Here is a 20989-nt window from a genome sequence, read left to right as displayed (position 1 = left end):
GAACCTCATGATCAAGCGACGCGCCAATATGCACGCCTCGCCGTCTCGCCAACGCGGCGTGATGAACCTGCTGCTGGTGTTGCTGGTGGGCTTGGCGATGACCGTCACCACCATGGGCGTGGTGCACGTGATGCGCGGTTCGCAGGAAGGCCAGCTTAGTCTGCATTCGATCACGCCTGCGCAGGGTTCGACGTGGACGGGCGCGGAAGTAGTGCGCCGCTATCTCGCCGTGGCGGACATGACGAGCTTGAAAACGGGCGCGTTGAAAGTGGACGGATGCGACAGCCTCAGCGTCAACATTCTCAACGTCACGCAGACGAACGCGACGGTGTCCGGCAAGAGCACCACGGTCTACCAGGTAGTGGCCAACCTCACCGCCGCATCGGCGACAGGTACGCCGGCTGCCAGCAAGGCCACCTTACAGGTGGTGTATGGCGTTACGCCCAATCCCACCAACGGCAATAGCAGCAGCAACAGCAACAGCAGCTCCACGGTCAACATCAATACGCTCAACTTCTACAAGGATCTGAACCTGAGCGGTGGCATCGGCGTGCTCGGCGCACAGAATGCTAATTTGAACGTGGAAGGCAACGTAAGCTTGGACAACGCTTCGGTAACCGGCGTCAACAGCATTCGCGCGACCGGCAACGTATCGGTGGGCAGCGGTATTCACGTCAACCAGATCTACGCCAACGGCGACGTGGACGTGACCGGTGCGGCCAGTGCGGACCAGATCAGCGCGCTAGGCAATGTGACGATCAACGGAGGCGCCAAGCCGTTCGTGATCCAATCCAACGGCAGCGTGACGTTCAACGGCGGCAGTGCTTCGACGGTGACGTCGATCGGCGACGTGATCGTGAATGCGGGCGGGGTGAACATTACCAGCATCACCACGCAGGGCAATGTCAGCTGGACCGGTACCGGCGGTGGCGTCAACAGCATCCAGGCCAATGGCGATGTGACGTATGCGGGCAGCAATCACAGCACATCGATCACAGCCGGCGGCACGATCACGTTGAATGGCGAGGGTGTGGACAGTGTGGTCACGCCGGGTGACGTGGTGGATAACATCAACAGCGGCCAGATCGCATCATTGAAGGCGGGTGGCAACCTCACTGCCAACGGCTGGCAGGGCGTGACGGGCACGATCGGCGGCACGCTGACCAAGCAGAATTTCTGGAATCTGCAAGTCAATGTCACGCAGCAGAAAGGCTACACGGTCTCTGTACCGACGATTACGGTTCCCAAGCTGCCGCCGGTGACGATCGACCGTCCCGCCGTCGACGCGTACGCCTTGAAGTCGGCCGCCAATTACGTGTTCGAGATGGTCAACGGCGCCATGCAGGTGACCGTGTCCAACATCAACGGCATCCAGAACGGCACGTATTACGTCGGCTCGTATCCTCCTTTGAATGCCAATGGCCAATACCGTGGCTACGAGAATTTCCTGTGTACCAAGTTGATTCCGGGCAGTCTCGACAGTAACGGCATCGGCCAGTGCAAGGAGCCGACCACGCCCGGCCGCACCGTGTGCCAGGGCCAGTCGGAAGAGAACGGCTGCCTTTCCTACAGCAACGGCGTGTGGACCACGAGCGGCATCAGCCTGGTGCGCGGCATTCTTTGGTTTCAGGGTGATCTGAATTTCAATGGCGGCGGCTACATGGATACGGCCATCGCTACCGGCAACATCAATACCGGCGGTGCCGTACGCATCGATGCGCCGAACTATGCCGGCTACGACGAGATGTGCACCAACGCCACACCGTCGTGGCTCACGCTTCACGACACGACCCAGAAGCAGGATTTCGACGGCCTGTATCCCACTAATCTGTGCGATACCACGAAGCAGCAGCTGATCGATAACGCCATCGGCAACGTGGCGCTGCTGGCTGGTGGCTACGTCAACGGCACGTTCTCCGGTGGCACCATCAACCTGGGCGCGAAATCCGTGGTCAATGGCAGCGTGATGGCGGGCAGCACGTTCAATACCGGCGGCGACACCAGCGTCAACGGTTCGATCACCGCGGCGGCGCAGAATCCGAACGATACGTCCAGCAACCAGCTGAGCGGCAAGACCACCATCGACTTCAGCCAGCTACCCGGCACCTACCATCCCGGCACGGTGCCTTGCATGCAGGGCTGCACGTCGTCCAATCCCAACTCGAGCGGCAGCAACACCAGCACGATCACCTGGACGCGTTATTTATAAGTTAGGCCGCGATGACCATAAGGAAAATTGTGGTGCCCCGCATATCCGCCGGCGTGTTTGAATAAATTTATCACCCCGAGTGAGTGGTAAAATTCCGCTCATGGGGACTCCAGTTTATTCCTTCGGCGATTTCCGCCTTAATTCTCTTACCAGGGAATTGACGCGCAGCGGCGCACCAGTCGCGCTCGCCGCCAGCGCGTTCGATTGCCTGGTGTATCTGGTTGAACACCGCGAGCGCCCGGTGGGCAGGGACGAGCTGATCTCGGCAGTATGGGGACGCGCCGACGTCAGCGACAACCTGCTTGCGCAAACCATCGTGCGCCTGCGGCGTGCGCTGGGCGATGCAGGCACCGAGCAGCGCTGCATCAAGACCGTGGCGCGCGTAGGTTATCGCTGGATGCTGGATACGACGGTGGCGTCCACGGCTTCCGACACGCTACCGCAGAATCCGCTGCAAGCGGATGCTGCCGTTGCTGGCGATGACGTCGGCATGCATGGTGCGCATCCGCGTACGCCACACGTACGGCGCTCGCTTCTGGTGGCGCTGCTGCTTACGGTCGTGCTGGCGGTGAGCTACTTGGTGTGGCAGGGCGGCCCTTTCAGGCCGGCTCCGGCACCCATGCATTTCAATCAGGGCACGGCGATCGTGTTGCCAGCCGAAGTGAATGCGCCCGACGATTGGAAATGGCTGCACCTGGGATTGATGGATCTGCTTTCCACCCGGTTGCGTGACGCGAAGGTGCCCACCGAGAACAGCCAGGACGTACTCAATCTGCTCAGTCAATCGGGTGGAGATGCCCAACTTGCTTCGTTCGCGCTGGTGGTGACGCCGCATGTTGTACTGTCGGACAGCCATTGGCATGTGCATCTGGATGCCAAGAGCAAAGACGGACGAAGCTGGCAGGCGGAGTCGTCATCCGGTGACGTGCTGGCTGCCGCGCGTGCGGCGAGCGATCTGCTGCTGGCTCAGCTTGGTTTCGAGGGGCCGTCCGGCAGGCAGGCATCCGGTGGTTCGCAGGAGTACCTGTTGCGCATCGAGGCAGCACAGCTTGCGGGGCAACCCGAACTTGCGCGTCAGCTTATCGAAAGCGCGCCGCCCAACTTGCGCCGTACACCCGAGCTTGCCTTTGCTCAGGCCGAGCTTTATTGCGACGAAGGAAAGCTCGATCCCTGCGAGCAATCGCTGACCGAGTTGCGCAAGCAAGTGTCCGCCAAGGAGCATCCCGTCCTGCGCGGCAAGGTACTCACTGCGCTGTGGTTTCCGTATCGACGCAAAAATCAGTTTGCCGAAGGCGAGGCAGCGCTCGACGAAGCCGTGCACATTCTGCAGGGTCAAAAAGACACCGAAGCTTTGGCGAACGCCTATCTGGATCGTTCTCACCTGCTTTTTTTCGGGGGCAAGCTTGACGAAGCCACGTCTGATCTCGGCCGTGCGCGCATCAACTTCACGCTGGCGGGCGACAGCATAGGCCAGGCCAGAGTGGATTTCGCCATGGGGATGATGGCGCAAAGTCGCGGCCAGTTCGCGGCTTCGCTGTCCTTGATGCAACACGCCTACGAGCAGTACCAACGCATGGGCATGCGGCAGTTGCTTTCCTCAGCACTGCAGGGTTTGGCCTACTCGCAGAAAATGCTGCTGCAGTTTCCCGAAGAATTGGCTACCACCGACCGCTACTGGCCGTTCGACCAAAAGCACATGGATTTTCTCGACGACTACGTGCGCCATCAGCTCACCCTGATGCGTGCCATGGCGCTTGCCGATAATGGCCGCACATCCGATGCCAGCACGTTGCTCGAACACATGCGAGCAGAATTGGATCCGAAAGAGGAAGCGGATTTGCGCGCCGGCGTGGACACCTTGTTAGCCAAGCTTGCGTTGGAACGCGACGACGTGCAGGGCGCGTTGTCCTGGATAGACAAGGCGATGACCGGGCCGACCTTGCAGGAAGACGATGATCCGCACGATTACGGCGAGGCGTGGTTCGTCAATACCGTGGCACTGCAGCGTGTCGGTAAAACGGACGAACTCAGGCGCAACGTTGCCGCCATGCAGGCATGGGCGGCGCACCTGCCGAAGCAGGACGACTTGATTTCGATCTGGCTGATGCGCGCGAAAGCTGCCCAGGCATGGAGCGAAGGGCAGCATGACCAGGCGCTCGAACAATTGAAGCTCGCCATGGCGGCAGCGGACACCATGGGCGTGCCGGATGTCATCGTCGACGTCGGCCACTCCTATGCGTTAACGCTGCTCGCGGCCGGGCAGGTGGATCAGGCAGTAGCCGTCAGCGGCCGCCTTTCCGACTGGACTAATACCGATTGGCGCGCAGCCCGGGTAGAAGCGAGCGTGCTCCAAGCGTTGGGGCAAGGCGCTTCGGCGCAGAAGGCTCGCAACAAGGCACAGCAGCTTGCGGGCGATCGGGTGTTGCCGGCGTCGGTGATGGCGGTGTTCTAGGCAACTTCTGCTATCAACCCCACAGCCAAGCCGGTGGCTGGCATGTATCATGCTGACGAATGGCTCGATGTAGACAAGTACAATGACGAGCACGGGGGCGACCGCTTATTGCTTCGGTGAATTTCGGCTCAACCCGCTTGCGCGCGAGCTGAGCCGCAACGGTGAGCCGATCGATCTGGCGGCGAGCGCATTTGACTGCCTGGTCTATCTCATCGAGCACCGCGAGCGTCCGGTCGGTAAGGACGAGCTGATTTCCGCGGTATGGGGGCGCGTCGACGTCAGCGACAATCTGCTCGCGCAAACCATCGTGCGCTTGCGTCGCGCTCTGGGTGATGCCGGCAACGAACAGCGCTGCATCAAGACCGTAGCGCGAGTCGGCTATCGCTGGATGCTAGAGACGCAAGTACTGCAGCAGACGCCTGCACTCCCTGAAGCCGCGCCGATGGTGGTGGACGATGCGCGCGGCGACGAGGCCGCAACAGGTAGCCGATGGAAGACGTCGCCGATTCGTCGACCCCTACTCATTGCATTGGCCTGCACGCTTTTGCTTGGCCTTGTCTACGCCGGATGGCAACGGCTCAGCAGCCGGGTCGCCACGCCGAATTTCCAGTTCAATCGCAGTGCGGCGGTAGTGCTGCCAGTCGACGTGAAGGCGCCTGACGACTGGAACTGGCTGCACCTGGGAATGATGGACATGATCGCCTCCCGCCTGCGCGACGCGAAGGTGCCTACGGAAAGCAGCCAGGCGGTATTGGACTTGCTCAGGGACAGCAACGATGCGTCCGGCGCGAAGCTTTCCGCATTCGCTCTGGTGGTGCATCCGAGTGCGGAACTGTCGGGCGATCGCTGGCGCGTGCACCTGGATGCGAGGAGCCAGGACGGGCGCACGTGGAAAGCGGAGGCGTCGTCCAACGACGTCATGGAGGCCGCGCACACAGCCAGTGATCTGCTTCTAGCGCAATTGGGTTACACCTCCGGCAACGGTTCGGCTTCATCAGGCGGCTCGGTGGCGCAGTATCTGCAGCGCATCGACGCGGCCAGACTGGCCGGTCAGCCGCAGGTAGCGCGCGAACTGATCGAGAAGGCGCCGCCGGAGGTGCGCAATAACCACGAGGTTGCCTACCTGTGGGCTTCGCTCGATTGCGATGATGCAAAGATGGATTCCTGCCGGCAGAAGCTCGAAGCACTGCTGAAACAATTGCCGAGCAATCAGGAACCCGTACTGCGCGGCGAGATCCTCACCGTGCTGGGCAGCATTTACATGGACCAGCGCAAATGGGCGGAAAGCTCGGCTGCGCTCGACGAAGCGGTAGGCACGCTGCGAGGGCAGAAAAATTTCGGCGCCCTGGCTACCGCCTATCTCAATCGTGCCCGCGCCAACGACTACACGTGGAAGCTGGAGGAAGCCACCGCGGATATTGGCCGTGCACGCGTCAACTATGCCGTGGCCGGCGACCTGGTGGGCGTGGCCAAGTCGGACTTTGTCATGGGCGATCTCGCCTTGCGTCGCTCGCAGCCCGAAGCGGCGGCGACCTTGATGCAGCACGCCTACGATCAGTTCGTGAGCATGGGCATGCGCTCGATGCTGCTTTCCACGTTGGACGGCCTGGCCTATGCGCAGCAGATGCTGCTGAAGTTTCCGGACGAACTGGCTACCACCGACCGCTTCTGGCCGCTGGAGGAGAAGGGCAAGGATTTCGGTTTCATCGGCGACGATATGCGCCATGAGATGACTTGGCTGCGCGCCACCGCGCTCGCCGACAACGGGCGTACCGCCGAAGCCAAGGCACTGCTGGAGCGCGTGCTCAGCGATATCGGCCCGGAAAAAGAACCCGGCCTGCGCGCCCAGGCATACAAATGGCTGGCCCGGCTGGCCTTGGATCATGGCGACAATGAGCGCGCTGCCACGCTGGCGGCAAACGCGCTCACGCCCGTCCTGGAAGAGGACGATCAGCGCGATTATGCCGAGACGTGGCTGACCCGCATTTCAGCACTGCAGCGCGTCGGCAAGATCGACCAAGCCAGGCACGAGATTGCCGCCATGGTGGATTGGGAATCTCGCCTGCCGGTGAAGAGCGATTGGACACATATCTACGCGTTGCGCGCGATGGCCGCGCAAGCCTGGATCGACGGTAACCGCGATAAGGCGATCGAACAGTTCAAGCTTGCGATGGACCTGGCGGACAAGCTGGGCGTGCCTGAAGTGATCGTCAGCGTCGGTAAGGCGTACGCGCTGGCGCTGTTGGATACGGGGCACGTGGATCAGGCGGTGGCAGTGAGTGGCCGGCTTTCCGCCTGGAGCGACGTCGACTGGCGCGCTGCGTGGGTGGAAGCGCGCGTCTACCAGGCCCTGGGCCAAACCGATTCCTGGGAGAAATCCCGCAGCAAGGCGCAGCAGTTGGCTGGCGACCGACCGTTGCCGACGGCCGCCTCGGCGGTCGAATTCTGAAAGGCGCAAAAAAAGAAGGCGCTGACGTGGAAGCGGAAATCACGTCAGCGCCGTCAGTCTGAATGACTGATGTCAAGGGTGGATGTGGCTCCAGTCTACGGGTGAGCCCGGCGGACGTCTCTTGCAGGACAGGGCCAAGCCGTTGTCCTTATGGGCCATTATTTCTTTGGTTGCTACGAAGCCATCACGGCCTGTTTTTCATCCAGGTTGGTGATCTTGCGCAGGCTGGCGGCGGCCTCCAGAGCGACGCGCCGGGGCCAGCTGTCCTCGATGTGCTCGGCGACCAAGCACGGCTCGCTGGCGCGACATTGGGGGCAGGAAAGGTTGTGCAGCATCAGGTCTTGGACGACCGACAGGGTCATGGCACGTTCCCCTTGCAGTGTGAGGCGGACGCGAGGTCCGTGATGGCATATCGGCCAGCGGGGCGGGTGACTTGAGCCGTGAAGCATCCTCGTTTTTCTGAATCATTCGGCAGTACAGGCTAGGGCACAGGATATGCATGAACTCATGCATCCCACGACGCAAATTCGCAGGTGCTTTGCCATGACAACCACGCGTTTTACGGAACTGGCCCGGGAGGGAACAGCCTTTTCGCTGTGGCTAGGGGCCGTGATGCTGAACATGATCTCGGTGCTGTGGCTGGGCTTCCAGGGTTTGCAGTGGCTGCACGATGGGCATTGGACAAAGCAGCCGCCCGTGATGGCGTGGATTCGCGGCGTTTGCCCGGATGCGTGCACGTTCGTGAACAATCCGCACTCCTGGTACGGCGCTGCCAAGTTGGTGCGTTTTCTTGGCGAAGTGCCTTCCGGTCTGGCGCTGACGTTGATCGGCATCGCGCTCGGCGTGCTGAGTGTGTCAATTTCTGACCATCGGCCACTGGCACCCAGCGTCACCCATGTGCGGAACGTGCGCAGGCGGCTTTCTGATGAGCCCATCTCCCTTCGGCAGCGCGTGCCAGGAGGCGGATAAGTCTTCATCGAGGTCGTGTTCACTTACACTTGTCTGCTGATGCACCACCACCGGCAGGCACCTCATCCATGAGTCCCGATCAGCAGTTCGGCGAATATCGCGGCATCAAGTTCACGCACGAATACAACGGCGGCGCTGATTCCCGCAGCGGCATCATCCACTTCCCCGATGATCCTCGGCGCCACATCGTGGCCGCGGGCGGTCCCTCGCGCTGGGAAGAAGAGGCAAGAAACCTGATCGATCACTACTTCCGTGAAATCGACGTGGAGCCCGACGACGATTCGGAAGCCTAAAGAGAGCCTGTTCAATGTCCCCCGCAGAGACATTCAACAGACTCTGCGATCGGGCATGACCTATGGCAGGGTGACGCGATCGGGCAATCTTTCCGTAGCATCGTGCACTCCTGTGCAACGACAAACGCCCGACAATCCGTTGCGGCTTGCGACGCATGGATGGCGTTGTGTCATCTCCCTGCATTCATCGCGATCAGAGGCGGCTTATGGCCATGTATTTTTCGATGTCGTCGGCATCATCCCGCGCGCTTCATGTTGCCTTGGCCGGTTGCCTGGGGCTGCTGTCCACCGTGGCGCTTGCGCAAGAGACATTCCATCACGTGCCGAGTGCTGCCGCTTCGGTCGCCAATCCGTATCAAGGGCAAGCCGATGCGATCAGCGCCGGCGGCAAATTTTATGCGGCGAACTGCGCCAGTTGCCACGGCGGCGTGGGGCAGGGCGCCGGCAATATTCCCGCGCTGCGGCAAGGGCCCGCGCAGCAAGCGACGGAAGGCGCGCTGTTCTGGTTCATTACCAAGGGCGATGTAAAGGATGGCATGCCGTCCTGGGCGGCACTGCCGGAAAAAGAGCGCTGGCAGATCGTGGCGTACCTGAAGACGTTGCCCACCGTGAAAGCGCCCGCGGCGGGAGCCAGCGTCGTTACCGGTTCGTCCATCACCACGCCGCCGCCGACTCCGCCGTTTACCGACTTCCGTTACGAAGCGCCGGGTAAGTCGCGCAAGATCACGGTCGCCGACCTTCCTGCGCCTTACGCCACGGGCTCGGCCGGCAACGCGCCGCAGATGGTTTCGCGTCCCGAAGGAGCGCTGCCGAAAGCGCCGCCGGGCTTCAAGGTGAATCTCTATGCGGAAGGATTGGATACGCCGCGTGTGATTCGCACCGCGCCCAACGGCGATATTTTTCTTGCTGAAAGCGGAAGCGGTCAGATCCGCGTTTATCGTGGCATGACCGCGGACGGCAAACCCGCGCAAACCGCCGTGTTCGCCGCCCATCTCGACCAGCCATACGGCATTGCGTTCTACCCGGTCGGCCCGAATCCGCAATGGATCTACATCGGCGACACGAATGCGGTGCTGCGTTTTCCGTATCGCAATGGCGATCTCCAGGCACGCGGTGCGGCCGAGCATATTGCCGATCTGCCTGGCGGCGGACACTGGACGCGTGACATCGCGTTCTCGCTCGATAGCAAGACGATGTTCGTCGCGGTGGGCTCGGCTTCCAACGTCGATGATCCGGATACCACCTCCGCGGAGAAAGGCCGCGCGAACATCCTCGCGTTCAATCCCGACGGTTCCAACCGGCGCCGGTATGCGTGGGGTATTCGCAATCCATCCGGTATCGCGATCGATCCGAAGAACGGACAGCTGTGGACCACCGTCAACGAGCGCGACGGCCTGGGCGACAACCTCGTGCCCGACTACATCACTTCGGTGCGCGAAGACGGTTTCTACGGATGGCCGTGGTGGTACATGGGCGGTCACCAGGACCCGCGCCATCAGGGCAAGCATCCGGAGCTGAAAGACAAAGTGCTCACGCCCGATGTACTGCTGCAGCCGCATAACGCTTCGCTGCAAATCACCTTCTACGAAGCCAGCCATTTTCCCGCCGACTACCAGGGTGATCTGTTCGCTGCCGAGCATGGCTCCTGGAACAAGGCCACGCGCGTGGGTTACGAAGTGATCCGCATTCCGCGCCATCACACCGGCAAAGCCAGCGGCGAATACGAGGATTTTCTCACCGGTTTTGTGCTGCCGAATGGGCAAGTGTGGGGCCGGCCGGTCAGCCTTACCACCGCACCGGATGGTTCGCTGCTGGTGACCGATGATGGTTCGAATTCGGTGTGGCGCGTGGACTACGTCGGGCAATAAGCATTGCGCAGAACTTGAATGATTCGCGTAGGCTGGGGTGCAAACCCCAGCATCGCCATCCATGACCGGCGCGTCATTGTTGGGGTTCGCATCCGCTCACCCCAACCTACGCGGCTCCATCGATCGGCGTAATATCCTATCCACAGCCGCCGCCCCCGACGGCTGCACGGTGAGCATGTCGGTCGGGAGACCAAAGCCATGTCACGGAAAGGATGGATCGTGTGGGGTGCCATCGTAGGCGCTACATTGGCGTTGGCTTGGACGCGCTCGATGGCGCAGGCGCCAGCCAGCGAAGCTTTTGTCGCCCGCATTGAACTCAACGGCCCGATCGGCCCGGCCGCCGCCGAATACGTCGACAGCGCTATTCAACGTGCCACGGACGATGGCGCGAAGGCGATCGTGTTGCAGATGGATACGCCGGGCGGCTTGCTGGAATCGATGCGCGACATCATCGCCGGCATTCTTGCGGCGAAGATTCCGGTGCTGGGCTACGTGGCGCCGAGCGGTGCGCGCGCTGCCTCGGCGGGCACGTACATTCTCTATGCCTGCCCGATCGCGGCGATGGCACCGGCCACTCATGTGGGTGCAGCTACGCCGGTAGACATCGGCGGCCGTACGCCGATGCCCGCGCCGTTGGACAACATGGCACCTTCGTCCAGCAAATCGAGCGATAAGGCCGGCAACGCCGCGGCGGATGCCGAAAGCAACAAGGTACTCAACGATGCGATCGCCACCATCCGCTCACTCGCGCAGATGCATGGACGCAACGCTACCTGGGCAGAGCAAGCAGTGCGCGGCGCGGCCACGCTTACCGCCAGCGAGGCCGTTGCGCAGCACGTGGCTGATTTCGTGGCGCCCGATAGCGAAGCGCTGCTGGCCCAGGCGGATGGCCGCACGGTGCGTATAAATGGCGGAAACATCACGCTTGCCCTGCGTGGATTGCCGTTGCGCGATTACCCGCCGAACTGGCGCGCGCGCTTTCTCGGCATCATCACCAATCCCACTATCGCCTACGTACTGCTGCTTGCAGGTATCTACGGCTTGATTCTGGAGGCGTTCCATCCCGGCTCGTTCTATCCGGGCGTGGCCGGCGGCATCTGTCTGCTGATCGGCCTTTATGCACTGCAACTGCTGCCGGTGAGCTACGCCGGATTGACGCTGATGGCATTGGGTGTCGCCTTGTTGCTGGCGGAAGTATTCATACCTACTGCCGGCGTGCTGGGCGTGGGCGGCGTGATCGCGTTTGTACTAGGTTCGATCATGCTGTTTCGCACCGACGTGCCGGGCTATTCGGTGAATCTCGGCGTGATCGCCGGCCTCGGTTTCTGCGCCATGGCGCTACTCGCCATGCTGTTGCGCCTGGTGATGCGCGCGCGTCGTGCACGCGCCTTCAACGGCGACGAACAGATGCTGCAGAACACTGGTGAATTGCTGCAGCCCGTCACGGCGGGCGGTGAAGGATGGGCGCGCATCGGCGGTGAACGCTGGCGCGTGCGAAGCGAGGCGGCGCTTCCCGCCGGAACGCAAGTGCGGGTGATCGGCCGTCAAGGTTTGCTGCTGCGAGTGGCCGCGCGACGCACGGGCGAAGGAGAATCTTCATGATCGGTTTTGCTGGCGTTATCGTGATCTTCCTGATTGCGCTGCTGTCCTCGTCGATCAAGGTGCTGCCGGAATACCAGCGCGGCGTGGTGCTGACGCTGGGCCGCTACACCGGCACCAAGGGGCCTGGGCTGTTCATCCTGATACCGATGGTGCAGCGAATGATACGCGTGGATCTACGCGTGACGGTGATGGATGTGCCGCCGCAGGATGTGATCTCCCGCGACAACGTCTCCGTCCGCGTCAACGCGGTGGTGTATTTCCGCGTGATGGAGCCGGACAAATCGGTGCTGCAAGTGGAGAATTTCTATCAGGCCACCAGCCAGCTTGCGCAAACGCGCTTGCGCTCGGTGCTCGGCCAGCATGAGCTTGATGAAATTCTTTCGCAGCGCGATTCGATCAATCACAGTTTGCAGCAGATTCTCGACGAGGCGACCGACCCCTGGGGCATCAAGATCACCAACGTCGAGATCAAGGACGTGGATCTCAACGAAACTATGGTGCGCGCCATCGCCCGCCAGGCCGAAGCCGAGCGCGAACGCCGCGCGAAAGTGATCCACGCCGATGGCGAACTGCAAGCCTCCGAAAAACTGCGTGATGCCGCGGCCATGCTGGCGCAGCAACCGCAGGCGTTGCAGCTGAGGTATCTGCAAACGCTGGCGAGCATGTCCAGCAGTGGACAATCCAGCACCATCGTGTTTCCGCTGCCGCTGGATCTGATCAAGCCGCTGCTCGATAAAGGCGCATGACATCTCACGTAACTCACATGGCCGTCATTCCCGCGAAAGCGGGAATCCATCTTCGGCTTTTGCATCAGAGTAAATGGATTCCCGCTTTCGCGGGAATGACGCCCCATGGAAATTTCGGGATGACGAGTGTCAGATCCGACCCATGACGCCCGCGCCTGCCGCCATCGACCTTCGCGGCAGATGATTCCTCTCGCACCACCGGGGTGCGGGAGGACAAGCCATGAACACCATCAACGACACGCGCAGCACGCTCGACAAATACATGCCCTGGCTGATCGGCCTGCTGGCTGCATTTCTGGCGGGCAAGGCGTTGCAGCGCATGTTCTGGACGGCGTTTGCCATGTACTGGGCGTTCCACGCAATTCGGTAAGACTTGCCCGGGGCTCACCGTCATTCCGGCGAAGGCCGGAATCCAGTCAAATATGCGTCCGAAGGACACAAGATCGATTTTGAGTGCTTCGCACGGCGTATCTAACTGGATTCCGGCCTTCGCCGGAATGACGGTGAGGGAGAGCAGACATCACTGCAAAAGGATGTAAGTCCCTCCCACGCTGAACATCAAAAAGGATTGTGCAAGAACGCCACTGCCTTTATGTTGCGCGAGCTTGAACCGGAGCTACGCGTGAAACCCACCACCCTTGCCGAATGGCTGGACTATCAACAACGCATCCATGCACTTGGCGTGGACCTGGGGCTGGATCGGGTACGCGCCGTGTGGCAACGCATGGGCGCACCTGCGATCGCGCGACGGGTGATCACCGTGGGTGGCACCAACGGCAAGGGTTCCACGGTGGCGTTTCTCGAAGCCATGCTGGCCGCGGCAGGGCAGCGCGTGGGTTGCTACACCTCGCCGCATCTCATTCGCTACAACGAGCGCGTCCGCATCGCCGGCGTCGATGCCGACGATGCGGCATTGGTGGAGAGCTTCGAGCGCATCGAGCTGGCGCGTGCAGATATTTCGCTGACTTATTTCGAATTCGGCACGTTGGCCGCGCTCGATCTGTTCGCACGCGCAGATCTGGATACGGCCGTGCTGGAAGTGGGCCTGGGCGGACGTCTCGACGCGGTCAACATCATCGACGCGAACGCGGTGATCATCACCACCGTGGATCTGGATCACGTGGAATGGCTGGGGCCGGATCGCGACAGCATCGGCCGCGAGAAGGCCGGCATCGCGCGCCGCGACCGACCCGCCATCGTGGGCGAAACCGAGCCACCGAAAGGTCTGCTGGAAGCGCTTGCAGAGCAAGGGGCTCACGTGGAGCGGGCAGGGCACGATTTCTACGTGGAACACGAAGCGCATCGCTGGCGCTGGCATCACCACGATGGCACGGTGCTGAATCTGCCCGCGCCGGAACTTGCTGCGCCCGTGCAGTATACGAACGCCTCGGCGGCGATCGCCGCGCTGCATGCCTTGCAGGCAGTGAATCCGGTCGAGTTGGAGCGCATCGCCTCAGTGGGCATGCATTTCCCGCGCGCGCCGGCACGCTTGCAGTCGCTGGGCGGCAGTCCGGAGCTGATCGTCGATGTCGGCCACAACCCACAGGCGGCGCGTGCGCTGGCGGATTGGCTGGATACGCAGCCCGGTCGCGTGCATGCCGTTTACGGTGCGCTTTCCGACAAGGACGTAGGTGGTGTGATGACCGCGCTGGGTTCACGCATTGCACATTGGCATTTGGCCAGCCTGGACCAGGATACGCCGCGCGGGCTGCCCGCCAGCGTGCTGGCCGGCGTATTGCATCAGGTACTGCCGCGCGCCGGTTTCGACACGCACGACAACGTTTCGCAGGCGTTGGCTGCCGCGCGTGCCTCGGCGCGGCGTGGCGAGCGCATTCTTGCGTTCGGCTCGTTTTTTGTCGCTTCAGCGGTGCTGAGTGGTGCTGGCAGTTAGCTGCCGCTTTCCTTCGGGAGCGGCTTGGGATCAGTTGTAGGTTGGCGGTGAGGCGAAGCCGAACCCCAACACTTCGCGGTGCTGCGATAGCAGAACACCATTTGTCATAAAGACTGGCAGGGGCAGGTATAATCCGCCGCGTCACGCACAAGCTGGTTGTCTGGAGTCCGTCTTGAACACACGCCTGTTGGGAGCCGCCGTACTCATTGCGCTGGCCATCCTGTTCGTGCCGATGATGTTTTCGAGCAAGTCGCCGTCGACGACAAGCACGGATCAGTCGGTAAGCCTGGCGATTCCCCCGGCACCCGATCGCGACCTGCAAACCAAGACCATGAGCCTTTCCGGCCAAGGCGCGGCCTCCGCTGCCAGTGCGGCGCCGACGCCGGCCAGCACAGCGGCGAACGTGGAAGGCATGACACCGGTGAACACGGCGGCCACCAACACTGCGGCACCAGTGATCCAGGCGCCGGCGCAGCCAGTCATCCCCGCCTTGCCACCGAAGACCGCGGCGACGAATCGCCCGGCGGTCACGCCGCCGCCGCAACAGCAGCCCGCTTCGCCGGTGATTCCGGATACGCCGCCGGCCACCGCCGCACGCGGCATTTATGCGGTCAATCTCAGCGCTTATGCGGCGGACGGCGCCAATCGCCTGATGCAGAAGGTGCGCGCTATGGGTTACCCGGTGGGCGGCCAGCCCATCCAGCGCGCCGGCAAGACGCTGACCCTGGTGAGCGCCGGCCCGTTCGAAACCCGCGCCCAGGCGGAAGCCGCGCGGCTGAAGATCACCCAGGCCGTTCCCGGTATTCCGGCCCGCCTGGAAAGCGGCGCCACGACCCCGCAGGGCGATGTGCCAGCGCCGGCCGCGGGTACGCCGATGAAGGCAGGCGCCTGGGCGGTGCAGATTGCGGCCATGGGCAGCCAGTCCGATGCGCTGGCCTTGCGCGACAAGCTGCGCGCCAACGGTTTCGATGGTTTCGTGGATACGGTGAACGCTGGCGGCAAGCAGCTGTGGCGCGTGCGCGCCGGCCCGCAGACCCAACGCAGCGATGCGGTGTCGCTGCGCGACCAGATCAAGGCCAAGCTGGGCCTTGACGGCAACATCGTCAGCGCCAAGTGAAACCTTTGCCGCCGGAAGCGACATCATGAACGCGGTCGACCTCATCATCATCGCGATATTGGCGCTGTCGGTCCTTGTGGGTTTGTGGCGCGGCCTCATATCCGAGGTGCTGGCGCTGGTAACGTGGATTGCCGCCTTCTGGGTGGCCTGGACGTACGGCCCGGCGGTGGCGGCGCACTTCGAGCACTCGATCGAAACGCCGCTGTTGCGTGTCCTGGTCGGTTACGGCCTATGCTTCATCGCCGTGCTGATCGTCGGCGCCCTGGTGCGGTTCGCAATCCAGACGCTGGTGGACAGCACGGGGCTGGGCGGCACGGATCGCCTGCTCGGCATGATTTTCGGTTTTGCGCGCGGCCTGTTGCTGGTGACGCTGTTGGTGTTTTTGGTTGACCAGACCGGATTCGCGCGCGAACCGATGTGGCAGCAATCGACCCTGCTGCCGCAATTCAACAGCTTGGCGGCATGGCTGGAACACGAAATGCCGCCGAATGTGCGCCAGCATCTACACCCGGAAAATTTCCCGGTACATCTGCCGAATTTGCTGCCGGGCAACGCGCCGGCGCACAGCACCACTTCTCCGGCTGCCGCTTCGAGCGCGACCGGCGCAACGCATCACACTAACGGGTAGCAACACCATGTGCGGAATCATTGGCATAGTCGGTACCACCGAGGTGGCATCGGCGCTTTATGACGGCCTCACCGTCCTGCAGCATCGCGGGCAGGACGCCGCCGGTATCGCCACCGTGGACGGTGCGCGTTTGCGTCTGCACAAGGAAAACGGCCTGGTGCGCGATGTGTTCAGCCAGTCTGCGATGAATCGGCTGCGCGGCCGCGTCGGCATCGGCCATTGCCGCTACCCCACGGCAGGTTCCGAAGGCGCCACCGAGGCGCAGCCGTTCTACGTGAATTCGCCCTACGGTATCGCCATTGCGCACAACGGCAACCTGGTGAATACCGAAACGCTGCGGCGCGAGATGTTCGAGGACGACCGCCGGCACATCAACACCGATTCCGATTCCGAGGTACTGCTGAACGTGCTGGCGCACGAACTGCAGATCCAGGACCGCATGACGCTCACGCCGGATCACATCTTCAAGGCGGTGGCGGGTATGCACGCGCGCGCGCGCGGCGGTTATGCCTGCCTTGCGCTGCTGCTGGGTTACGGTTTGCTCGGCTTCCGCGATCCGAACGGTATTCGCCCGCTGGTGCTGGGCGAGCGCATCACGTCGGAAGGGCGCGAATACGCGCTGGCATCCGAATCCGTGGCGCTGGACATTCTCGGCTTCAAGCGCCTGCGCGACGTGGCGCCGGGCGAAGCGGTATTCATCACCAACGATGGTCAGCTCCACACCCGCATATGTGCGGAAGCCGGTGTGCATGCCCCGTGCATTTTCGAATACGTGTACCTGGCGCGCCCCGATTCGATGATCGAGAACGTGTCGGTGTACAAGGCGCGCTTGCGCATGGGCCAGAAACTGGCAGAGAAAATCCTGCGCGTGCGCCCCGATCATGGCATCGATGCGGTGATTCCGATTCCCGACACCGCGCGCACGGCCGCCAGTTCGCTCGCCGAAATGCTCGGTGTGCCGTTCCGCGAAGGCTTCGTCAAAAACCGCTACATCGGGCGCACCTTCATCATGCCGGGGCAGGGCGAGCGCGTGAAATCCGTGCGCCGCAAGCTCAACCCGGTGGAACTGGAATTCCGCAAGAAGAACGTGCTGCTGGTGGACGATTCCATCGTACGCGGCACCACCTCGCGCCAGATCATCCAGATGGCGCGTGATGCCGGCGCCAGAAACGTCTACTTCGCCTCCGCCGCGCCGCCAGTGCGCTATCCAAACGTGTACGGTATCGACATGCCAGCCGCTGCCGAACTCGTCGCCTCCGGCCACACGGAAAAGGAAGTGGAGAAGATGCTCGGCGCCGACTGGCTGATCTACCAGGATCTGAAGGATCTGATCTGGGCTGTGCAGGACGGCAACGAAAACCTGAAGCACTTCGACACGTCGTGCTTCTCCGGCGAATACATCACCGGCCTCGACCAGCATTACCTGGAACAGATCGAAATGCTGCGTTCGGACGATGCAAAAGCGGCTCGCCGCAGCGCGTAACGCTTGTTGCTTTTTTTCCCTCTCCCCTCGGGGGAGAGGGCAGGGTGAGGGGCCATGAATGCCATCAAGCCGCTCACTCTCAAGGCCGTCATTCCCGCGAAAGCGGGAATCCATTTTTGCTTTTGGCATCAGAGCAGATGGATTCCCGCTTTCGCGGGAATGACGGCCATGTGTATTGTAGGTTGAGGTGCAAACCCCAAAAACCATGAGCGACCTACACACCGCCGCCAAGCGCTGCCTCGACACCACAGACCCCGCCGAGAAACTTTACCTCACGCATTCGGCTTGGGATGCGTTGCAAGCTGGCGAACTGCGCCCTGATCCCACGTCACCTGTTCCTGAATCCATTGGCGAACCGGGTCGTCCTGCATTGCCACGACTTGTTCCTCAACGCCAAGTACCGCATCGCGGCCTCGGCACACCCGAAGGCCGCGCGGCACTCGTGCACGCCGTCGCGCATATCGAATTCAACGCGATAAACCTCGCCTGGGACGCGGTCTACCGCTTCCGCGGCATGCCTCCGGATTACTACCGCGACTGGGCCAGCTGCGCCAACGACGAAGCACGCCATTTCACTTTGCTATCCAACCGTCTTGCCGAACTCGGGCATGCTTACGGCGATTTCGACGCGCATAACGGCTTATGGGAAATGGCCGAAAAAACCGCGCATCACGATACCGCCCGCATGGCCCTGGTGCCGCGTGTGTTGGAAGCGCGAGGACTGGACGTAACGCCTGGCATGATCGAACGCCTGCGCGCTGTGGGCGATGAACCCACCATTGCCATACTGGAAGTGATTCTGCGCGAGGAAGTTGCACACGTCGCTGCAGGCACGCGCTGGTTTCGCTGGTGTTGCGAGCGTGATGGCTTGAACGCGCGCGAAACCTTTCTCGATCTGGTTCGCGATTACATGGGGCGCAACTTGCGCGGACCGTTCAATCGTCCTGCGCGTTTGCAAGCGGGCTTTGACGAAGCTGAGCTTGATCGTCTTACTGAATTGGCACTGGCAACCTATTGAGCTTTTCATTATTCGCGACAGGCATGATCGTCTTGCAGCAATGTCCGATCTTGCCTTGTCGTCATTCCGGCGAAGGCCGGAATCCAGTTTCAATACGCTGTGCGAAGCACCCAAAATCGGTTTTGTGTCCTTCGGACGCATTTCAAACTGGATTCCGGCCTTCGCCGGAATGACCACGAGGGAGTGCCGAACATTTTCGCGAATGTGTGGCGAATAATGAGTTCAATAAGGCAAATACACTACGGCTTACGAAACTTATAAATGAATTTATCCGTTCTTCCTTTGATCGCCTTGTCGAAAATCGCCAACGTGTGATCGTCGGCCGGGTTGCGCAACACATCGCTCTCACCGATAAATTCAAATCCCGCCGCCGTCACTTCCGCTTTCACTGCAGCAGGATCGATGCGATGCAGATCGTTCGTCTTCGACGTACCAGTTCCCGCCGCTGCAGCATGATCAAGCACGACATAGATGCCACCCGGCTTCAGCGCGTCGTAGATCGTCTTGTTGATCTTCGCCATGTTCGGCGTACCCATGAAGGGGTCGTGCAAGTCGTGGTAGTTCTGCGACGTCCAGACCATATCCAGGCCCTTGGGCATCTGCATGGCGCCGATGGGTTGCACCAAGATCACGACATTCGGGTAGTCCTTGGTACCTGCGAAACTCTTCAGGCTCTTTAAGCGCTGGGGTGACGCCTTGTCCATTTCCGTCGGCTGCAGCGCATAGACAATGCTTTTGGGTCCGACGATCTTGCTGAAGATACGCGTGTAGTAGCCCGCGCCTGGCATCAGATCCACTACTTTGTCGCCAGGCTTGATGTCGGTGAACGCCAAAACTTCCGCGGGTTTGCGGTCGGCATCTTGCGCCTTTTCATCCGCAGGGCGCGTAGCGTCCGCGACGGCAGCGGAGATATAGGAAGGCACGCCGGGTGCCGCTTTGGCTGGCAGGCCAGCGAACAACATGCATGTCAAAGCGGTGACGAAGAAAGCTTGGGTTTTCATCGGTGATCTCCCATGGGTGCGGTGACCATATCACCTTCAATACACGTAATTGAGGGCGATGGCGGGCGTTACGCTGCCGACGTTGTTATGTCCGCCAAAGATGATACGCGTACCAAGCAATACGCCAATAGCCGGCGTCCAGTTGTATTCAATGGCAGGTGCGATACCGAAGGCCGAACTCGATCCAGAGTTCACGCGAACGGTTTGCGGAAACGGCACGTTGCTCGGGTCCGCGAAATCCAGACCGGTCACGCGTGTGTTGTCGTTGTGGCCATAGGTGAAGTCCGTCGCCAGCACCCACCGTTCCGTAAGACTGTATTCGAAGGCGAGATCCGCAAAGAATCCATTGCCGGGTTTCACGCTGCCACGGAACGCTTCGTCTGTACCGTACACACTGACGCCTTTCACATGCGCGCTGTGTGAAAACGATTCGGATATGTCCAAGCGCGTGCGCAGAATGCGACCGTTCGGCAACCAGAAATATGTCTGCGAGTTGATCGCCACCGTGGTGGTATAGGTTCCACTACCTAGGCCATCGGCAGGCCGGTTACCAAGCTGATCGTATTTCCCAGTAGGCAGTGTTTCCTGCAATTGGATCGCAACGGTGGGTACCCAGCTTCCTTCATGGAATTTGGTGAGCCGGTATTGCGCCTGTAGCTGCCAATCGCCGAGGCCTACGCCCGAGCTGTTCGGTCCGTTGCTGACCTTGTTATAGCCAAAAACAGGAATCAGCCCGATCGATAGATTGTTGACAAGCCCGTAGAGAATGTAGGTACGCGATCCAAAGCTATCCGTGTGCGGAGTGCGGATGTCGTAGAGATAAGGCTCAAATAGAAAATGCCCCGGCGGCAGTGTCTCGGCGGAATTGGCCAGCATTGGACCAGTCCACCACGCATCGCTCATCGACTCCTGCGTCGATAGAGCGGGCGGCGGCGCCGGTGCTGTCTGTGCGAATGTGGGGATGGACTGCGTCATGCAGCCAAACATGCACAACAGAGAGCAAAGTCCGGCGCGCCGCCTCGCAGTCATGATTTGATCCGTGTGAGATTTGCAACGAAGTTCTGTTCCCATGTTTTGCCATTGTCGTCAGAGAACGACTGCTCGAGGCGATGCGAATCCGGCGCCATCTGCGCGGTATTCGATGCGGCTTGCGCCGAAAGCGGAGCAGGGCAAAGCATTGCTGTCGCCAACCCAAGCACACAGTAGAACGAAGCTTTGCGGAGCGTTTTCATGACCCAACCTTCCGGCGGCCTCGGCCGCGTA

The 20989-nt window shown here is 61.4% G+C and carries 18 protein-coding genes; 14 read left to right on the top strand and 4 right to left on the bottom strand.

Annotation, left to right across the window (positions count from 1 at the left end):
• The first annotated feature begins 7 nt into the window (after nt 1–7).
• From ISP18_RS02475 to ISP18_RS02465, 3 genes are all read left to right on the top strand, one after another.
• On the top strand, nt 8–2209 hold the full coding sequence (locus ISP18_RS02475; protein WP_380016680.1) for a hypothetical protein: 2202 nt from the start codon (nt 8–10) through the stop codon (nt 2207–2209).
• A 100-nt stretch (nt 2210–2309) separates the two neighbouring features.
• The gene (locus ISP18_RS02470) at nt 2310–4661 is read left to right on the top strand and encodes a winged helix-turn-helix domain-containing protein (protein ID WP_380016678.1); all 2352 of its coding nucleotides are present in this window, start codon (nt 2310–2312) and stop codon (nt 4659–4661) included.
• Nucleotides 4662–4743: 82 nt separating this feature from the next.
• Nucleotides 4744–7110: a winged helix-turn-helix domain-containing protein gene (locus ISP18_RS02465; RefSeq protein WP_380016676.1), complete on the top strand. Its 2367-nt coding sequence runs from the start codon at nt 4744–4746 to the stop codon at nt 7108–7110.
• Nucleotides 7111–7283: 173 nt separating this feature from the next.
• On the opposite strand, the gene ISP18_RS02460 is transcribed toward ISP18_RS02465, so the two are convergent.
• On the bottom strand, nt 7284–7472 hold the full coding sequence (locus ISP18_RS02460) for a hypothetical protein (RefSeq protein WP_380016674.1): 189 nt from the start codon (nt 7470–7472) through the stop codon (nt 7284–7286).
• Nucleotides 7473–7653: 181 nt separating this feature from the next.
• On the opposite strand from ISP18_RS02460, the gene ISP18_RS02455 reads away from it, so the two are divergent.
• The 11 genes from ISP18_RS02455 to ISP18_RS02405 all read left to right on the top strand — a co-directional run bounded on the left by ISP18_RS02455 (nt 7654) and on the right by ISP18_RS02405 (nt 18725).
• Entirely contained in the window at nt 7654–8079 is a 426-nt protein-coding gene (locus ISP18_RS02455; RefSeq protein WP_380016672.1) for a hypothetical protein, read from the top strand.
• A gap of 68 nt (nt 8080–8147) precedes the next feature.
• Nucleotides 8148–8372, top strand: a complete 225-nt coding sequence (locus ISP18_RS02450) for a hypothetical protein (RefSeq protein WP_380016670.1) — start codon at nt 8148–8150, stop codon at nt 8370–8372.
• 206 nt (nt 8373–8578) lie between these two features.
• Entirely contained in the window at nt 8579–10240 is a 1662-nt protein-coding gene (locus ISP18_RS02445) for a PQQ-dependent sugar dehydrogenase (protein ID WP_380016668.1), read from the top strand.
• Between the two features lie 198 nt (nt 10241–10438).
• A complete protein-coding gene (locus ISP18_RS02440; protein ID WP_380016666.1) occupies nt 10439–11842 on the top strand; it encodes an NfeD family protein in 1404 nt (467 codons plus the stop codon).
• The gene (locus ISP18_RS02435; protein WP_380016664.1) at nt 11839–12588 is read left to right on the top strand and encodes a slipin family protein; all 750 of its coding nucleotides are present in this window, start codon (nt 11839–11841) and stop codon (nt 12586–12588) included. Before ISP18_RS02440 ends, ISP18_RS02435 begins: the two co-directional genes overlap by 4 nt.
• A 220-nt stretch (nt 12589–12808) precedes the next feature.
• Entirely contained in the window at nt 12809–12958 is a 150-nt protein-coding gene (locus ISP18_RS02430; RefSeq protein ID WP_380016663.1) for a hypothetical protein, read from the top strand.
• A gap of 252 nt (nt 12959–13210) precedes the next feature.
• Nucleotides 13211–14479 (top strand): bifunctional tetrahydrofolate synthase/dihydrofolate synthase, encoded by a 1269-nt coding sequence (folC, locus tag ISP18_RS02425; protein WP_380016661.1) that lies wholly within the window; start codon nt 13211–13213, stop codon nt 14477–14479.
• Between the two features lie 172 nt (nt 14480–14651).
• On the top strand, nt 14652–15596 hold the full coding sequence (locus tag ISP18_RS02420; protein ID WP_380016659.1) for an SPOR domain-containing protein: 945 nt from the start codon (nt 14652–14654) through the stop codon (nt 15594–15596).
• Between the two features lie 25 nt (nt 15597–15621).
• Nucleotides 15622–16224 carry a CvpA family protein gene (locus tag ISP18_RS02415; RefSeq protein ID WP_380016657.1) on the top strand — a complete coding sequence of 201 codons (603 nt, stop codon included), beginning with the start codon at nt 15622–15624 and terminating at the stop codon, nt 16222–16224.
• A gap of 7 nt (nt 16225–16231) precedes the next feature.
• Nucleotides 16232–17707 carry an amidophosphoribosyltransferase gene (gene purF / locus ISP18_RS02410; protein ID WP_380016655.1) on the top strand — a complete coding sequence of 492 codons (1476 nt, stop codon included), beginning with the start codon at nt 16232–16234 and terminating at the stop codon, nt 17705–17707.
• 205 nt (nt 17708–17912) lie between these two features.
• A complete protein-coding gene (locus ISP18_RS02405) occupies nt 17913–18725 on the top strand; it encodes a ferritin-like domain-containing protein (protein WP_380016653.1) in 813 nt (270 codons plus the stop codon).
• Between the two features lie 239 nt (nt 18726–18964).
• On the opposite strand, the gene ISP18_RS02400 is transcribed toward ISP18_RS02405, so the two are convergent.
• The 3 genes from ISP18_RS02400 to ISP18_RS02390 are packed head-to-tail and all read right to left on the bottom strand — an operon-like array spanning nt 18965 to nt 20958.
• Nucleotides 18965–19726, bottom strand: a complete 762-nt coding sequence (locus ISP18_RS02400; RefSeq protein WP_380016651.1) for a class I SAM-dependent methyltransferase — start codon at nt 19724–19726, stop codon at nt 18965–18967.
• Nucleotides 19727–19762: 36 nt separating this feature from the next.
• Entirely contained in the window at nt 19763–20701 is a 939-nt protein-coding gene (locus ISP18_RS02395; RefSeq protein WP_380016649.1) for a transporter family protein, read from the bottom strand.
• A 50-nt stretch (nt 20702–20751) separates the two neighbouring features.
• The gene (locus ISP18_RS02390) at nt 20752–20958 is read right to left on the bottom strand and encodes a hypothetical protein (RefSeq protein ID WP_380016647.1); all 207 of its coding nucleotides are present in this window, start codon (nt 20956–20958) and stop codon (nt 20752–20754) included.
• Nucleotides 20959–20989: the final 31 nt, after the last annotated feature.

Origin of the sequence: Dyella humi, assembly GCF_044904605.1 — a bacterium.
Taxonomy (GTDB): domain Bacteria; phylum Pseudomonadota; class Gammaproteobacteria; order Xanthomonadales; family Rhodanobacteraceae; genus Dyella_B; species Dyella_B humi.
This window is presented reverse-complemented; position numbering and strand designations above follow the sequence as displayed.

Coding starts and splice junctions, on each gene's coding strand:
- ISP18_RS02475 (WP_380016680.1), top strand. CDS start 8: ATGATCAAGCGACGCGCCAATATGCACGCCTCGCCGTCTCGCCAACGC.
- ISP18_RS02470 (WP_380016678.1), top strand. CDS start 2,310: ATGGGGACTCCAGTTTATTCCTTCGGCGATTTCCGCCTTAATTCTCTT.
- ISP18_RS02465 (WP_380016676.1), top strand. CDS start 4,744: ATGACGAGCACGGGGGCGACCGCTTATTGCTTCGGTGAATTTCGGCTC.
- ISP18_RS02460 (WP_380016674.1), bottom strand. CDS start 7,472: ATGACCCTGTCGGTCGTCCAAGACCTGATGCTGCACAACCTTTCCTGC.
- ISP18_RS02455 (WP_380016672.1), top strand. CDS start 7,654: ATGACAACCACGCGTTTTACGGAACTGGCCCGGGAGGGAACAGCCTTT.
- ISP18_RS02450 (WP_380016670.1), top strand. CDS start 8,148: ATGAGTCCCGATCAGCAGTTCGGCGAATATCGCGGCATCAAGTTCACG.
- ISP18_RS02445 (WP_380016668.1), top strand. CDS start 8,579: ATGGCCATGTATTTTTCGATGTCGTCGGCATCATCCCGCGCGCTTCAT.
- ISP18_RS02440 (WP_380016666.1), top strand. CDS start 10,439: ATGTCACGGAAAGGATGGATCGTGTGGGGTGCCATCGTAGGCGCTACA.
- ISP18_RS02435 (WP_380016664.1), top strand. CDS start 11,839: ATGATCGGTTTTGCTGGCGTTATCGTGATCTTCCTGATTGCGCTGCTG.
- ISP18_RS02430 (WP_380016663.1), top strand. CDS start 12,809: ATGAACACCATCAACGACACGCGCAGCACGCTCGACAAATACATGCCC.
- ISP18_RS02415 (WP_380016657.1), top strand. CDS start 15,622: ATGAACGCGGTCGACCTCATCATCATCGCGATATTGGCGCTGTCGGTC.
- purF (WP_380016655.1), top strand. CDS start 16,232: ATGTGCGGAATCATTGGCATAGTCGGTACCACCGAGGTGGCATCGGCG.
- ISP18_RS02405 (WP_380016653.1), top strand. CDS start 17,913: ATGAGCGACCTACACACCGCCGCCAAGCGCTGCCTCGACACCACAGAC.
- ISP18_RS02400 (WP_380016651.1), bottom strand. CDS start 19,726: ATGAAAACCCAAGCTTTCTTCGTCACCGCTTTGACATGCATGTTGTTC.
- ISP18_RS02395 (WP_380016649.1), bottom strand. CDS start 20,701: ATGACGCAGTCCATCCCCACATTCGCACAGACAGCACCGGCGCCGCCG.
- ISP18_RS02390 (WP_380016647.1), bottom strand. CDS start 20,958: ATGAAAACGCTCCGCAAAGCTTCGTTCTACTGTGTGCTTGGGTTGGCG.